The organism is Paenibacillus sp. JJ-223 (genome assembly GCF_927798175.1).
GTDB classification, from domain to species: domain Bacteria; phylum Bacillota; class Bacilli; order Paenibacillales; family Paenibacillaceae; genus Paenibacillus; species Paenibacillus hubeiensis.
Genome location: NZ_CAKMMP010000018.1, coordinates 26,663 through 42,612 on the forward strand (window position 1 = coordinate 26,663; position 15,950 = coordinate 42,612).

11 protein-coding genes are annotated in these 15,950 nt (G+C 46.7%); 10 read left to right on the plus strand and 1 reads right to left on the minus strand.

What is annotated here, in order from left to right:
• Positions 1-33: 33 nt before the first annotated feature.
• The 3 genes from L6H98_RS26080 (at position 34) to L6H98_RS26090 (ending at position 2,898) form a co-directional block, all read left to right on the plus strand.
• Entirely contained in the window at positions 34-1,116 is a 1,083-nt protein-coding gene (locus L6H98_RS26080) for a hemolysin family protein (protein ID WP_236420612.1), read from the plus strand.
• Positions 1,117-1,321: 205 nt separating this feature from the next.
• Positions 1,322-2,275: a ring-cleaving dioxygenase gene (locus L6H98_RS26085; RefSeq protein ID WP_236420718.1), complete on the plus strand. Its 954-nt coding sequence runs from the start codon at positions 1,322-1,324 to the stop codon at positions 2,273-2,275.
• Positions 2,276-2,286: 11 nt separating this feature from the next.
• On the plus strand, positions 2,287-2,898 hold the full coding sequence (locus L6H98_RS26090) for an alpha/beta hydrolase (RefSeq protein WP_236420719.1): 612 nt from the start codon (positions 2,287-2,289) through the stop codon (positions 2,896-2,898).
• A 100-nt stretch (positions 2,899-2,998) separates the two neighbouring features.
• Here the strand turns inward: L6H98_RS26090 and L6H98_RS26095 are convergent, their stop codons facing one another.
• A complete protein-coding gene (locus L6H98_RS26095) occupies positions 2,999-4,531 on the minus strand; it encodes a hypothetical protein (protein ID WP_236420613.1) in 1,533 nt (510 codons plus the stop codon).
• Between the two features lie 784 nt (positions 4,532-5,315).
• On the opposite strand from L6H98_RS26095, the gene L6H98_RS26100 reads away from it, so the two are divergent.
• The 7 genes from L6H98_RS26100 (at position 5,316) to L6H98_RS26130 (ending at position 15,881) form a co-directional block, all read left to right on the plus strand.
• A complete protein-coding gene (locus L6H98_RS26100) occupies positions 5,316-7,550 on the plus strand; it encodes a dynamin family protein (RefSeq protein ID WP_236420614.1) in 2,235 nt (744 codons plus the stop codon).
• Positions 7,551-7,577: 27 nt separating this feature from the next.
• Positions 7,578-9,914, plus strand: coding sequence for a dynamin family protein (locus L6H98_RS26105; RefSeq protein ID WP_236420615.1), 2,337 nt, complete (start codon positions 7,578-7,580; stop codon positions 9,912-9,914).
• 32 nt (positions 9,915-9,946) lie between these two features.
• Entirely contained in the window at positions 9,947-12,370 is a 2,424-nt protein-coding gene (locus tag L6H98_RS26110) for a dynamin family protein (RefSeq protein ID WP_236420616.1), read from the plus strand.
• Between the two features lie 266 nt (positions 12,371-12,636).
• Complete coding sequence (locus tag L6H98_RS26115) at positions 12,637-13,542, plus strand: hypothetical protein (RefSeq protein ID WP_236420617.1); 906 nt, start codon at positions 12,637-12,639, stop codon at positions 13,540-13,542.
• 23 nt (positions 13,543-13,565) lie between these two features.
• Positions 13,566-14,480, plus strand: coding sequence for a hypothetical protein (locus tag L6H98_RS26120; RefSeq protein ID WP_236420618.1), 915 nt, complete (start codon positions 13,566-13,568; stop codon positions 14,478-14,480).
• Between the two features lies 1 nt (position 14,481).
• Entirely contained in the window at positions 14,482-14,805 is a 324-nt protein-coding gene (locus tag L6H98_RS26125; protein WP_236420619.1) for a hypothetical protein, read from the plus strand.
• Positions 14,806-15,002: 197 nt separating this feature from the next.
• Entirely contained in the window at positions 15,003-15,881 is an 879-nt protein-coding gene (locus tag L6H98_RS26130; protein ID WP_236420620.1) for an alpha/beta hydrolase, read from the plus strand.
• The last annotated feature ends 69 nt before the right edge of the window (positions 15,882-15,950 follow it).

Below are 15,950 nucleotides of genomic sequence, written 5' to 3' on the forward strand. Positions count from 1 at the left end.
TTGGAGGTGAATCCCTCTGACGGAGGGAAATCATTGGACGGAATAATAGCGTTAAACTTATTTTTGGTCGCGGTATTCATTGGATTGACGGCGTTTTTCGTAGGGGCCGAATTTGCGATTCTGAAAGTCCGGATGTCCCGGATTGACCAATTGATTGCGGAAGGAAACAAACGGGCCGTCGTGGCGAAAAAGGTAGCCCATCAACTGGATTATTATTTGTCCGCGTGTCAATTGGGAATTACAATAACAGCATTTGTTCTCGGGGCGCTCGGTGAACCCACCGTTGAGAAAATGCTGCATCCGCTGTTCGAGCGGCTGGCCGTGCCTGAGGCATTGGCGACCGTGCTTTCCTATGGTATTGCTTTGGCGGTAATCACGTTCCTGCACGTCGTGATCGGCGAACTTGCACCGAAGACGATGGCCATCCAGTTCGCGGAGAAAATGACGCTGATGTTTGCCGGTCCGCTTTACTGGTTCGGCAACATCATGAAGCCTTTCATCCATGCCTTGAACGGATCAGCACGTTTGCTGCTTGGCCTGTTTCGCATCAAGCCGGCCGGGCATGATACGGTTCACTCCGAAGAGGAGTTGAAGATGATCATGGCACAGAGTTATGAGAGCGGAGAAATCAATCAGACCGAGCTTGGTTACCTGAAAAACATCTTCGCTTTTGATGAGCGGCTGCTGCAGGAGATCATGATTCGCAAGGAAAAAATCGTTACGGTGGATAAAGAGATGCCGCTGGAACGCATGCTTGAAATTTTGAATCGGCATGAATATACGCGTTATCCGGTGACCGCGCCCGGCGATTCGAACCGTTTTGTCGGGTTTATCAATACGAAAGAGATGTTGACCAGCGTCGCCGCAGGGCGAGCTTTCGAGATTGATGCATATGTGCATGACATGCCCGGTTTCTCCGAACAGGCTCTGATCAGGGATGTCCTGATTCAGATGCAGCAGAGCCGCGTGCACATCGCCACAGTGCATAATGCAGAAGGGGATACGGTGGGTCTCGTGACGATGGAGGATATTTTGGAGGAAATCGTCGGCGATATTCGGGACGAATACGAACACAAGGATCTCGTGCAGCCTCCGAAAAAGCTTAAGTTGACGTAAAGTTGCGCCAATAAAATCAGGCTCTCGCATAAGGCGAGGGCTTTTTTTTGCGGATAAATCTTAATTTTAAAATAAATGCTTGCATTCTGATGGAATATGGATTAATATGAATTTAAAGAATCTTAAATTAAAGATAAATAACAACAAGCCATTTGGTTCAAGCTAAGATAACCGATCCATATTAAACCAAACCAAGGGAGTGGAGATTATGTTCAGAACGGCAGGCATTCACCACATTACGGCATTCGTGAACGATGCTCAGAAAAATGTTGATTTTTACGCAGGTGTACTCGGACTCAGACTGGTGAAAAAAACGATTAACTTCGATGCGCCGGACGTGTACCATCTGTATTACGGAAACGAGAATGGGGCACCAGGCACGATCATTACGTTTTTCCCTCATCCCAATGCGATGAGAGGCATCATCGGCTCCGGCCAAACTGGCGTGACCGTTTATACGATCCCTGTGGGTGGCCTGCCATTCTGGGAAAAACGCCTCGCTTCCTTCGATATTCCGTTCGAACGCAAAACCCGGTTCGGCGAGCAGTATATTCGTTTCTTCGACAAAGGCGGTTTGCTGCTTGAGTTGGTGGAACGCGAAGAGGGCGCACCAAGCAAATGGTCGTTCAATGGCGTAACGCCGGAATATGCGATCAAAGGATTTGGCGGCGCGGTATTGTATACATCTGTACCAGACAAAACGATTCAAGTGCTGGAAAAAATGCTCGGTCTGGAACCAATCGGCGAAGAGGACGGCATCATTCGTCTGCGGGCGAGCGGGGACATCGGACAGATCATCGACGTCCAGTCCACCGGCATCCAGCGGGGCGTCGGCGGCGCGGGCACGGTGCATCACATCGCATGGCGCGCCAAAGATTACACTGAGCATGAACAGGTGCAGAAACAGCTTGATCAAGCCGGATATAATCCAACGCCAATCATTGACCGCCAATACTTCAATGCCGTCTATTTCCAAGAACCGGGAGGCATCCTGTTCGAGCTGGCTACCGATCCTCCAGGATTTGCACGGGATGAGCCCCAGGAAAGCATGGGGACGAAACTGATGCTGCCTGAATGGTATGAACCGCACCGCGAGCAGATCGAACAGCTGCTGCCGCCGATTGAAGTCCGCGAATGGAAAGGAGATTCCCAATCATGAGTACAACTACGATGAAACATATCTATAAAGCAGGTTCCCTTCCCGATGCGCCAACGCTTCTTTTGCTGCATGGCACTGGTGGTAACGAAAATGATCTCATCGGCCTGGCAAGCCTTATCGCGCCGGGTGCAGCCATCCTCGGGGTGCGCGGCAACGTCTCCGAGAACGGCATGCCGCGTTTCTTCCGCCGGTTGGCGGAAGGCGTATTCGACGAGCCGGACCTGATCGCACGGACCGCCGAGCTGGGTAGTTTCCTCGATGCGGCTGCCGAGGAGTACGGCTTTGACCGCGCCAACGTATACGCACTCGGATATTCCAATGGGGCGAACATTGCCGCGAGCCTGATGTTCCATCGGGCGGGCGTATTTAAGGGAGCCATTCTGCATCATCCGATGGTGCCGCTGCGCGGCCTGGAGCTGCCTGACCTGAACGGCCTGCCGGTATTCATCGGCGCGGGCGAGAACGACCCGATCGTGTCCAGATCGGAGACGGAAGAACTCGCTTCGCTGCTGAGCGGAGCGGGAGCTGATGTTGAGATCCATTGGGAGCGTCAAGGACACCAGTTGACGCGAACGGAGGCCGAAGCTGCAGCAGCCTGGTTCAAGGCACAGAACCCTGCCTGATATAGACATCAAGAGGTGAAACAGTCTGATTTCTCAAAATCAGACTGTTTCTTACGCCATAATGGAAGGCTTGATGGATGCAAATAGATCGTGTGAATGATTATAATCCTTCCAACCATCTATCAATGTCAACAGCACCCAAATCGGCCGGTTTGATTCGTGCGAATTGTTTGAAAGCTTGATCGAAATGGTCAAGGCGTCCGACAAGATTTCGCGCCGAGCTCATGGTTCTATTTCTGCCAAGACTGGCGTATTCCTTCCAAGCATCAGAAAACAGCAAGCCTTTGCGATAGGCTTTGTTCACATCATAAACCCAGCGATACACGGATAGGAAGGTACTGTCCGATGCGGAGGGAAGTGGCTCCGTATTTAAAGTATACGGTTTTGCAGCAAATTGGTGCTTTACATGGTTTTTTCCTTTTTTTTGAAGGAGTGCCACCAAAATAAGCCTCCGCTTCAATTGCAAAAGTTCTTCTTCATCTTCTGAATCTGCAATTTGTGATGGATCCATAGTGACATGACCGAAATACATAGAAGCCTCGCTAAGCTTATCCTTAACAAATGCTTTCAATGTGATTTCTGCAATGAAAATAATGGTGAGGTATAATGCCGCTCTCCCTTCCTTGGCATCCTCGTAGTCCATGCATTCATCCTCTATATCCTCATAATGCAAGCTGGGGTTTGATTGTACAGCCGCAAAATTAAAGGGCATATTCCCTGAACCTTTCACCAAATGATCGAACAGATGGATTCGCAGCTCAGGGCTCTTTACCAACGTAAAGAGAGCGGTCAATTTCACGATAGCCTCTAGCTTATGCTTTTCATGAGGAGAATCTGCCAGACCCGTACTCTCGATTTTGGCACTTGTATAATTAACATAAGCCACGTTCAATTCACTTTCGTATAATCTCATATCTTCAAGAGGGTCTTGCTGGACTGCAATGTCCTTCAGAACCTGTTGGAACATTGTGAATTGACTTAGGATTCGTGTCCTTTTGCCATTTTTCAAAACATCGTTGGGATGAGGATGCAGAAACTGATCCTGTTTCAAATATTTTTTGAAGAAATGAAATGCGGCCCCTGACTTCTTCGCGTATTTGATCCATTCCTGTCTGATCTGGTGCAGATCCAAGCTGCTATGATCCTCCACGTTATCAAAAGTCAGGCAATGGTGGCCGAAAAGTCGCCCAAGGACTTTGGCTTGCTCCTCTTCCGACAAGTATGATGCGGACACGGACCGTTTACTTTTATCCAACTCATCGTTTAGATATAAAATGGAGTTTTCGAAATGTTTTAACCAGGCCTGAGGGTCGAGATATACAAGCTGTTCCAGAATATCGCCAAGCGAACTTTTAAATACAGTGTGATCATGATATTGGTTCATCAGTTCTACTTGTCTAGGCGAAAGAGTACATTGTTCTTCATAGATGGATCGAAATACGTACTCCTTGACTAGTCTTTCCGTTTGATCTATATCCAGTCCCAAGTGCATGCAAGTGTCATGAAGCGGCCGGCCAGTATCCACGGCATTTATCAGGCTCTCCAAACTCCATTCCCGGTGAATTTGCGTGAAATCAAAATTGAAATCACACTCCTTATATAAAAAACGCTTCAGTGCTTTACTCTTGTTCATTGTATTCCTCCAAATTGATGGACACCTAAATGCGTCCATTTTGTGTCTGTATGTACTTTTAAGTCAAATGAGGTTTGTCCATTATGTGAACTCAGGCATGGAATCGAATAAAAGAATGAAATAAACAAACCGAACTCAACATATCCGTCGCTCTTGAGAGTTATTCCAATGCCCGTTAAGAGTCGGTTCGAGACCATGATACTATATCTTCGGATAGTGGAGTAGTTTAGAGAACGACTCGATCTGAATGAATATAAGAGAAAGGGTTGAACATCATTGCTGCTGAAATGGGCGATAGGCGGGGCGGTTGTTGGTTGGATCGGAGCATTGCTTACAGATACAGACGCAGGTTCGGGCATCATCTTCGGAGCGGTTGTATCCGTACTTCTTCGGAAATGGATTTTTCGAAATCTTTGGATGTAAGAGAGAACAACAAGCATTAAACGAACAGTTCTTCATTGGTCAGGCGATTAAATCTATTCATCTTATTCCATGAGCTCCTTATGCGCTGGAATAGGGATTTAATTGCCTTTTTTGTGCACGAAAAAATTGCGATGCTGTGTCGATAATTCGGATGTATTCGACATTTACAGACATTTCTAATTGCAGTAGAATTATAGTACATTTGGCCTAAGATTTAAATGGCTGAAGGGTCGGATTTGCGAACAAGCTCTATCTATAAACAAAGGATTGTGATGGGTCTATGAATGAAACGTTACCAAACACTTTTGAAATGCAGCTGCTTGAGCTTGTCCAAAGATTTAAAGTGTTGGATTTAAGAAGCATGGCTACAGAGAATTATTATAAAAACAGAGCCGAGAACATCGCCAGGCAACTGGAAGAAAAGGAATTTCGCATAACGGTCGTAGGCGAGTTCAGTGCAGGAAAATCTACGTTTCTGAACGCATTGATTGGAAAGGATATTCTTCCTCACGCTCGTGTAGAAACTACGGCAACCATAACGTACATTCGCAATGTATCTGCTTCACATCCATGCGTGAATACAATCGCAGTGCATTTTGCCGATCCGAACAAGCAGCGTGTTGTGTTGGATCTGAACGAAAATCCCGAAGCCCTTAAAATGTATACGACTACGATGGCCGAGTTGAACGTAGCCCAAGAAATTTCATATGTCGATGTATACGTCAATTTCAAGAGTACGGATGAAAAAGTGGTCTTCATAGACACGCCGGGGCTTAATGGTGTTGCAGATGGGCATCGTGATATGACGATGCATGAGATCAAACGCGCCCATGCCAGCATTTGTCTGTTTCATCTTCGCAGCCTGAGCCATAGCAATCTGGAATTATTGCGAATTTTGCAGGAGCACCAACATTCATTTCTTTTTGTTCTGAATTTCATCGATGAACTAAAGCAATCAGAAGGAGAGAACGTTGAATCAAAGCTGCATTCCTTTCACAAGCAGTTGGTTGAACAACTGACCGACGGCAATCAGAGCAAGGGTTCTACTCTCCGAACTTTTGGAGTGTCCTCCCTCCAGGCGCTCGCTGCCAAGGATGAGGCCATCCCGAGAGTGTACAGCAGCGATCGGGTGGATTTGACAATGGAGGACAGGGAGACACTTCTACAGGAGTCCCTGTTTCAGCTTTTTGAAGATTATTTGTGGAATGACGTTTTGAACGGAGAACAAAAAAAGATATTTGAAACCTCGTTGTTCATTTCTTTTCAGAGTTTGCTTCGAGAGCTTTCGGAGGATTTGGACAAAACGCGGGTTTTCACTGAAGTACAGCTGGATGGCAAAGAGATCAGAGAAATTGAACGAAGGCTGGTTCAGCTTGAGGAGCTGTCCGCAAGGAATCGGGATAAATTGACCCATTATATGAACAGTCGCCATTCAGGTCTGGAGAAGCTGTTAAAACAGAAGATTAGAGAAGACACGGATCTCATTCTGCAGCAAATGCACAAAAAAGTACATATGGATGATTTCGAAGCTTTTGAATCGTCTATGGAAAACAACCAATACGGCGACATGTTGAACTCAAAATTGAGGTTGCTTTCCTCCGAATATCACTATTACGTCTCTTCGATTCTGGAAGAAATCTATCAAACTTCCATCCAGAAAGCAAAGGAATATGCACCTTTGGTGGAAATACGTTCTCAGGGTACTCTCGTGATTCAGGCGACGCAATTCGATGGCAGCGATTACGCCTACGAGAAAAAGCTGGATCAGTTGACGGAAAAGAAGATCGGGTATCAATTGAAGACTAATGAAATCGTCGATGAACAGGCCGAAGTGTCCAAGGAGCTTCAGAAGATCCATCATCAGGTGGAAAAGCTGGATGCGGGCATTAGGAAGGTCGAGAAAAATCGGACTGCTGAGCAAAGCAGATTAGGAAAAGAACCAGAAGTCCGCCAATATACGGAAACTCGCTACCGAACGAAAGAGAGAAAAAAGTTTAGTCCTTTTCGTATATTTGGCGGGAGTACGTATCAGGAGTCCTATTCTGAAACGGTAACAGATACGTTGGAGAGGGACCAATGGCGCAGGAATAAGCAGGAGATCCAGTCTAAATATGCCGAACAAAAGGACCGCTTGCAGCAAGAGAAAATGGAAATTAACCTGAGAAGAAGGCAATTGCAGATGAAGGCTGTCCAGTTTGCCGATCTGTTAAGTTCCCTGGAAACGAAGCTGCAGCAGATTGAGGAAGATATCCGGCGCAAGCAGATTGAGTATGATGAGATTCTCATGAAAGCCCGGCAAGAGTATATGCGTTCCGAAAAACGAAGGCTGATGGAGCATATTAGCGCCTATTTAAAGGAACGTGCGTACTTCCAGCTAGTGGATGCGTGTAAGCGGAATGTCGAGATTAATATGGTCAGTATCCGACAACAGGTTCAAGAATTTTACGATAGAAGCCAAGGAGAAGCTAGGCATAGGTTGATCACGATGCTTGATTCCGGCAAGGATGAAATTAAGCAGCGGATTGCACCTATTGCTGCGCTACAGAACGAGGTTTTACGATTATCTCAAGCGATGTCAAATATGAATAGCATCTAAACAGCGAGCTGGCAGGAGGAATGTTTCGTGAATACGGAGTGGATCAAGGAGCAGTATGAAGATCGAAAACAGCGGGTACAGTCATTGTTAGTACAGGCTCGGGACTATTATGCAGCAATAGATATGCAGGAGCAGGCGCAGTCCTTTGAAACTTTACACAATCATCTGGAAAACGGTTACTTCTCTATTGTTGTCATTGGAGAGTTCAGCGCCGGAAAATCGACTTTTCTAAACGCCCTCATGGGGGAGAAGTATCTCCCGTCATTTACCAACGAAACGACAGCGACCGTTAACTTTTTGAGGCACAAGGATGTTGGGCCAGAAGGATACGGCTCGGCCATTTATTATAAGGATGCGAATAAACAACCGCATTATTCGGATGCTTCCGTACAGACCATAGAGAGGTTCGTAAGTACCAGCAGTGATCTTCACGTAGCCGATGAGATCGACCGGGTGGAGCTTTTCCTGGATTCTGCGTTTCTAAACGATGGTGTGATGCTGGTAGACAGTCCGGGACTTAACGGTGTGGCTGAAGGCCACAGGGAGATTACGGAGAGGCAAATTGAAAAATCCCATGCCTGCATTTTCATGTTCTCAGCAGATCAGCCAGGCAAGAAAACGGATTTTGAGTTTCTTACAAGCCTAAGGGCCAAAGTCGATACCATTATATTGGTGTTAAACAAGATTGATGTAATCAAACCCAATGAACAATCCGTCGAAGACGTGATCGACAATTTGAGGAATAGTTACCGCAAGTATTTTCCGGACCAGCCGATTCCGGAGATTTGGCCTGTGGCAGCGTATCCCGCCTTGGTTGCCAGAAGCGGCCAGTCTTTGAGCTATCGGGGAAAGAACGCCTATTCTTCGGAAGAAAGACAGGAATATCTTGCCGTTTCGCGCATGGAGGCGTTTGAACAGCGTCTATGGCGGTTTCTTATTCAAGGCGAAAAAACACGTCAAGAACTATACGCGCCTGTCGATCGGGTGAAGAAGGTTTTGATTGCGCGTACGAATGAGCTGGATGAACTTAAGCAAGACCTGATTCACGCTGTAGACACCCGAAATGTAGAACTGGAGATTGAAACTCTGGAGGAAGAGATCCGGCAAGTGGAAGAAAAAATCACGGACAAAAAGCAGGCGCTGCTGGGAGAAATCAATCAGATCGTGAAGGATACGCGTGTTCTGCTCGGCAGCCGTACCCGTGATATGAAGCAGCGGCTGATCGGCGAGGTACATGAATGGACGGACCTGAACCAGGTTCAGCAGGACGTCGAGCAATTTAACAAAAAAATCGTGAGGCAGTACCATGAGATTGCCAATCAGGTCCATCAACGTTTCCTGGATGAATTCATGGAATTGCTTCAGAGTCGTTACAGGGAGTATCAGCAGCAGATCGAAAGCGAAGTCTCGGCCAGGCTTGATGGAATCCAGTTCCAATTGCATAAGGGGATGGCTGCAGACTCGTTCAATTTTCATTTTGGACTGGAAGAATATCGAACACTCCAAGAGCGTTATGAGCAGGAGCTTGAAGAATTGGAAGAGCGGATGCATGCAGTGATGGATGAACGGCTGCAGGCAGACGAGGAGCGGAACCGCAGGGCCGAGCTTGAGCAGAAGATTGAAGGTGTGAGGCAGCGGGAGCAGGCGTACAAGGCTGCTTTTGGCCCACGTCCCACCAGTCAACGGTTCGCAAAGGAGTATACCGAAAAAACAAGCCGTGGCGGAATTTTTGGAGGGGTAAGCGATGTGTTGTTCGGAAAGAAAGAAGTGACCAGAATTGATTATGTCACGGATGACAGCGCCCGTCAGGAATACGATGCCGAGATGCTGAAGATTGAACGGCAATTCGAGCAGGAAGCGACGGAACTGAGGAAAAAGATCGAGGCCGTTGCGGAGCCCCAGAAGGGAACGGAACAATATCGCCAGGAAATGTTGCGGTTGGAAAAGATAATGCTGAAGAAGCGGCAGGAACAGGAGAGGATCGAGGAGGAGTTCAAAGAACAGTTCCAGAAAAAACATGCTGCTGCATTGCGGAGGGTTCGCAATGAGATTGAAGACTTTGTTGATGCCTTGGAGAAAGAGGCGGAGGAGCTGCTGGTTAAGGAACTTCGCAAACAACGCAACCAGTTATGCGACATTGCGGTGGACAGCATTCAAAATAACCTTCAAGAATTGATCCTGCGGAAGCAGAACCAGTTGAAAACTCGTAAACAACAGTTGGAATCCACGGTGGATGAGAAAGAAATGCTTATTCAGCGTTGCGATCAAGAAATGGAAACCATTCGCGAGGTATTAACGGAGGCGGTCTCACTTGCTGCGGAATTGGAGATGATAGAGGTCGATATTATTTCTATGGATAAATAACATTATATGGTGAAATCGGAAGGTGGACGGAAATGACAATGAAAGAAATGATGCGCACCCATAAGGAAATCGCCTCTTATTTAGGAGACGAGGGCAGCCTTTATTTGCTTGATGAATTGGAGCGCAGGCGACTGAGGGGAGAATTTTATCTTCCCATCGTCGGCCAATTTTCAGCAGGAAAATCAAAATTTATTAACGCGCTTCTGGATATTCATTATCTACCCACAAAAGGGACGGAGGCAACTGCGATCCCGACGTTTATAGCTTATGGAGAGGAAGAATCGGCGTTTATCGAATATCAGAATGGCTCGATCGTGCCCATCGCGCCGGAAGGACTCGCTTCCTACCAGCACACGGGTGATGGATCTACCGCTCAGGATATCAAGGCACTCCATCTGCAATTAAACAATCCATTATTGGAACAAGGACTGGTCATTGTAGATACGCCGGGATTTAATACGATCGTTCGCTCTCATGAGGAGGTGACGTTATCCGTTATTCGACAAGCACAGTTTCTAATCTATGTCATGAGCAAGTCCTTGACGGAATATGATGCGAAATTTCTGCAGAAGATTGAGGAGATGGGTATTGAACTAATCTTTGTGAGAACGAAGTTGGATGAAATCAAACCATTTGAGGAATCGCTGGAAGAGCTAATTCAAACCGAAAATGCAAAAATTTATAAATATTTTGAGAAGAAACGTCTTTTTTTTCCTGTGAGTAGCGATGCAGAAGCACTGAAGCAGCTGGAATGGAAGAGACGCATGGAAGATATGCAACAATACATTAATACACAGGTCAATCCTTGTTTAAAGGAGTTATGGGACGCGAGTTTAGGTCAACGACTTCTTGTTTTGGGAAGAGCATTTTATCGCAGCTTGAATGAGAAGCAGGAACTGCTGCAAAGGGCGGATAGCATTAGTGCGGAAAAGCTGCAAGCGCAAGTGTCATTTTTGGAGCAGCAAGTGCGGCTTCTCGATAAATCGCATTATGTCAGAAGCAACCAAATTCAAACGGATTTGGACCCCTTCTTATTTAAAATCAAGAACGATGCCAATCGATATAAGGAAGAATGCAGAGTAGCCTTCGAACGGGGCATCCCTCTTCATTCCGGCATGGAAGCTATGCAAGAATGGACCCGTAGCAATGCTTTGAAGCGGGTTGAGGCCTACATGAATTATATTCAAGAAATGTTCTCTATATATAACCGGCAAATGATAGAACAAGGTTTTCATGGGGCGCAGCATCTCATTCAAGAAATTTCCCATCAACTAGAGGGAGGCTTAGATCTGAATGCTCCTCCATTCCACCTTACTCTTCCCGATCCGGAGCGGATTAACCAAACACATGAGCACGCCGTTAGTCGACTTCATGAGGAACTAGCGTTGTTAGCAGAGTTGCTTCAACGAAGCGATGAAGAACTCAGACAGTATGACGTGACTATGGATGAGGTTCAAGCGCTGGCGTGGGAGTTGGAACATGTTGTTTCGGAAGCGCGAAGAGAAATGGAGGGCATGGAAACCTATACTCCCCAGACGATATACGTTGAAGGAAACCAGAGCGCTTCTGAATTCATGGGGAAAATCGGGAATATTGCGGATTGGCTGACGCTGTTTATTCCAGGGAAAAATGCAGCAACTGCGGCGACAAAGGTGGAGAAAATATCAAAGATAACGCAAATCGGAAAAAAATTAAACGTTCCGGCTAAAACGTTACAGGCTGCCACCAAAACGTTAGATACCGTTATAACAAAGGGAAACAAATTGCGACAAAACATGAACAAAGCCAAGGATGTTGTGGTTAAGGTGCAAGGCTATCAGAACCTGGTCCGTCAAACGCTTCCCGATGAACACGCCGGCTTGCTGGATTTTATTACGTTGGAATATTGGTTTAAAAAGGCCGGCACCTTGTTTGATACGCCACCTTATCATGAATTGGACAAGGTTGCCGAAGCAAATTACTTCAATCGGAAGAAGGAACTGGAGCAGCGGCATCATCAAGCCATCCAGAAGGAATTGAAGCAGCTGGACGAGCTACGGTTGCTCCGTCAGAAGGAAGAAAGGCTGAAAAAGGAAAAAGAAGTCCAGCTCAGAAACCAGAAACTTCTTGAGAAGCAGCTTGAGGCGGAGCGGGAACGGGCTGAAAAAGAGGCAGCAACGACATATGCGAGACAACTGACGGGGCTGTTCGAGGAGGAACTTTCCCGTGTCCACGCCATGCTTCTGGTTAGACTTGAACAAAGTTATCATCGTCAGGTGCAGGCTATTATAATCAGCGCCACTATAGAGATTCAGCAGAAAATGGCTTCCATTCAATCCGACCTCCAGAAGCTGCTGGAAGAGAAGCACGATCGGACTACGGATCAGCATCGTGCCATCCAGCAAGTTGAAGCATTTATGGATTATCTGGAAGAGAGTGGCGCAAGGTTGAAAGGAAATGTAGGATGCATCCAGTAAAACGGTTAGTGCAGGCACATCGCCCGGTCTTTGTTACGGGCATGTTAGGTGCTGAGCGATATGAGTGGTTTCGCGATCTGCTTGCCCCCCGCTTCAAACGCTTGATTTTATCACGGGAGATGGAGCAGGAGGCGGGGATTCCTCTTTTCTTGTTTCCAAACCGGCATCATGCAGCTTGGTCGGAGCTGGATACCGGAGAATTCGTTTCATTAGACGAAGAGCCTTCTTCGAAGGCCATCGCTCATTATTTACCCGTATCCCATGGGTTGATTCCGCAAGGATTTATTTATATCGTATGGCCTTCCTTCGGAAAGTCAGTTGATTTAGACAGGTTATATATGGAAGAGTTTCAGAAAAATATTGAATCGAAACCCGATTCAAGGCTTTTATGGATAGATGTCTTTCCATTTGCTCAAAAAAATGCCTTGGATACGTTGAACGGGCTTCGTTCACGCTTGATGCCCCTCGATATAACCGTGGGCATGCTTCGCTCGGAGAGACGATATGCCTATTCGGATGTATCTGGAGAAGAAGCGGCTATTGAGCAGGCAATAAAGGAATGGTCCAATCTGGGAATTAAGGAATCCGTGATCATTGAATCGGGGGAACATCGGAGTCTTTTCAAATCGCTGTTATCCCAAAAACGCTCTTACATCCCTGCTCTGCAGTCCCGCATCAGGCATGATGTGCACGCAAAGTTCAAGTTATATCGCAAATATTTTGATGAAGATTACCACTGGATAATTTTGAGCGAGCTTACTGCAGATTATTTGGATCCCGTTTTTTCGTATGAAGCCTGGTGTCAGGAGTCTTCTCCGTTAGTTGCTGGCTGGAACAAGCAAGTCCGGAAACGGATCATCCCTGGCCTGAATGAGAAACTAGCAGAGTTTGTGAAAATGAAGGTAGATGAAACGGAAGTGTATGACCTGAATGCATTTTTGCAGCCCAGACTGAGTGAGGTATGGGAAACGGGATTTCGATACATTGAAGAGTCCATTGAGGATGAGGATTTCCCAAAAGGCACTGTTTCCGAAATTCAGTATATGGCTGCGATAAAAACGTATAAGTCACAGTTTATTGAAGCATTCACTCATGTGACGCAGGTACTTTTGCGCAATACGGTCAAGGAAGTCATTGAAAAGCATTTTGGCCTGTGGGGCAGATTGGCATAATTTCAAAACGGGGGAACGAAAATATGAAGATTAAAACGATGAGCAGTATCGGCATATTGGTGCTCGCTGGCTCCTTGTTGATGCCTATATATGCCGTATACGATGCTGCGGGGTATATTATTGCAAGTATATCCTCTGTTCTGATCGCCTGCTTGTGTTATTTTGTGGTTGGGGCCATGGAAGAACGAAGAACGGAGCTCCAAAAAGTGAATGCGCAGATCCATCGCGAGATGCAAGATAGCAAACAACAGCTTGTTGAATATATGGACAAATTCACGGCTTCCTCGAAAGATGTTCAATCGGAATGGCTGCAAGCAGCTAAGGATATGAAAGCATACCAACAGGGCTCTTTGCTGCAATTGGAGGATGCAAAAAACCAAATGCTCTCCATTGCAGCGGATCAGCAGACTCAAGCCAAGCAGCTAGCCCTGCAGCTAGAACAATTTACTTCACGCATGGTATCTTTGTTCGAAGGACGCCTTAAGGAAGAGTTCGAGGCGATACAGGCTACGAGAACGATGACAGGGGAAGCGTTAGCTGCGCTGGAAGCCGAAGTCTCCCAATCCAAAGAACAGCAAGATATTTACCTAGGTAAATTGGAAAGGGTGTATATAGATACGACGAATCAATGGATGTTGAATCAGAAGGATTGGGCTGATTTTGTGAAGCAGCATATGTCTGAGGTGAAGCTCGTCATTGAAGATATGCTGGACGATACGAAAGCGGCAGTAGAAGATATTATGAAGTCACAGAGAAAGGATATCCGTGAAGTGCTTGGAGAAATTCAAGAATACCAGGAGTCTGTGTTAAAAGAACTCGCTGGACAAGGGAGACTGCAGCAATCCAATCTTGAAATTCTTCAAAGACTGCAGGAGGAAATCCTTGATCTGAACCAGCAGGACATGAAATTGATTTCCAGGCTGATGGAGAAGGTGTGATATGCAATTGGATGAGCATTCAGCCCGAAACGATTACAAAAATACGCGTATCTTGGAATTATTGCGCAACCAGATCAATAACTTCTATTATGATCCCCGTAATCAGCATAAACTCAGTCTGCTATCCATACACCCTTCAACTCAGGCCAGGCAGATTGAAGAGAATCTTCTTGTCTTGGATGAGCTTATTATCAGCATAGAAAGAAATCTAGGCTGTGGCAACTTCAAAAGAGCTCTTCATTTTATTTGGATACTGCAGCATCAAATGAATCAGACGCAAACGCAATTAGTAAATTTGGATTTTTTAGAATTAATTAATCATTAAATAATCGTGCGAAGCATCCTATTCGAACAGCCTCTATCTGATAAACAGATTCGGGCTGTTCGAAGTGCTTTTTTTTCGTATCTAACAGGATGCTTGCCTTGTCGTTGATTAGGGAATATTTTATAATGGATCAAATGATAATGATTTTCAATTAGAGGCGGCGAGCAGTGAAACGTCGAATGGGTGGGAGGAGAGCCATGGGTCATAATCCAAAGCTGCATTCGTTGGGAACAAGTTCGTTTATTACGACAAAGGATGGGCGCAGGCTTCATTATATGAGCAAAGGGAGCGGGGACCTGACGGTTGTATTCGAATCAGGCATGGGAGCCTCGCGATCGAATTGGGGATTGGTGGCGCCATTGGTCGCCGAGCATTGCCGGACAGTGGTATACGACCGGTCTGGCTTGGGCCGAAGTGACGCGGATTCCGAGGATCGCATTCTTCGCCGGCTGGCAGATGACTTGGGAGAGCTACTGTCGGCTCTTGGGCCCGGACCGTATATTCTGGTTGGGCATAGTTGGGGAGGACCTGTTGCGCGTACCGCAGCAGCGGCAGATTTATCGCGTATCAAAGGACTGGTGCTGGTCGACCCTTCGGATGAGCATTGCGGGCTGTACTTTTCCAGGTTGACCAAAATCAGTTTTGCACTGAACGGCCTGCTGCTGCCTTTCATGGCGCGCATCGGTTTGCTTCGGCGAATGGGCAGTGTCCTTGGCGAGACCCTGCCCGAAGACGTGAAACAGGACCACCTTTTTGAGGATTTTACGGTGCAGGCTGCACGAACGGCGGCAGCAGAAGCGAAAGCGTTTCTGGACGATTTGTCTTCGCTTCAGGTTGCTCCTCCCCGTCTGGGGAATGCGGAGGTCAGCATCATTTCGGGAACGAGGGCAGGAAAAGGCGAGCGCAAGATCAGGCCGGCGATTGTGGAGGCTCATCATCGGACCGTGAGCAAACTGCCGAATGCAAGGTGGATCGAAGCAGCGGAGTCGGGGCATATGGTGATATATACGGAACCTCAGTTAATCGTGGACGAAATTCTGCGTATGGGAAATGTTGCGGGTCTTGGCGCAGAATGAGCCAAAAGTGATACAATAATACGTAAATACAAACAATGCTTGCAGCTGCAAGCCAATATAAGCGGAGTG

Coding starts and splice junctions, on each gene's coding strand:
- L6H98_RS26125 (WP_236420619.1), top strand. CDS start 14,482: ATGCAATTGGATGAGCATTCAGCCCGAAACGATTACAAAAATACGCGT.
- L6H98_RS26110 (WP_236420616.1), top strand. CDS start 9,947: ATGACAATGAAAGAAATGATGCGCACCCATAAGGAAATCGCCTCTTAT.
- L6H98_RS26095 (WP_236420613.1), bottom strand. CDS start 4,531: ATGAACAAGAGTAAAGCACTGAAGCGTTTTTTATATAAGGAGTGTGAT.
- L6H98_RS26100 (WP_236420614.1), top strand. CDS start 5,316: ATGGCTACAGAGAATTATTATAAAAACAGAGCCGAGAACATCGCCAGG.
- L6H98_RS26120 (WP_236420618.1), top strand. CDS start 13,566: ATGAAGATTAAAACGATGAGCAGTATCGGCATATTGGTGCTCGCTGGC.
- L6H98_RS26090 (WP_236420719.1), top strand. CDS start 2,287: ATGAAACATATCTATAAAGCAGGTTCCCTTCCCGATGCGCCAACGCTT.
- L6H98_RS26130 (WP_236420620.1), top strand. CDS start 15,003: ATGGGTCATAATCCAAAGCTGCATTCGTTGGGAACAAGTTCGTTTATT.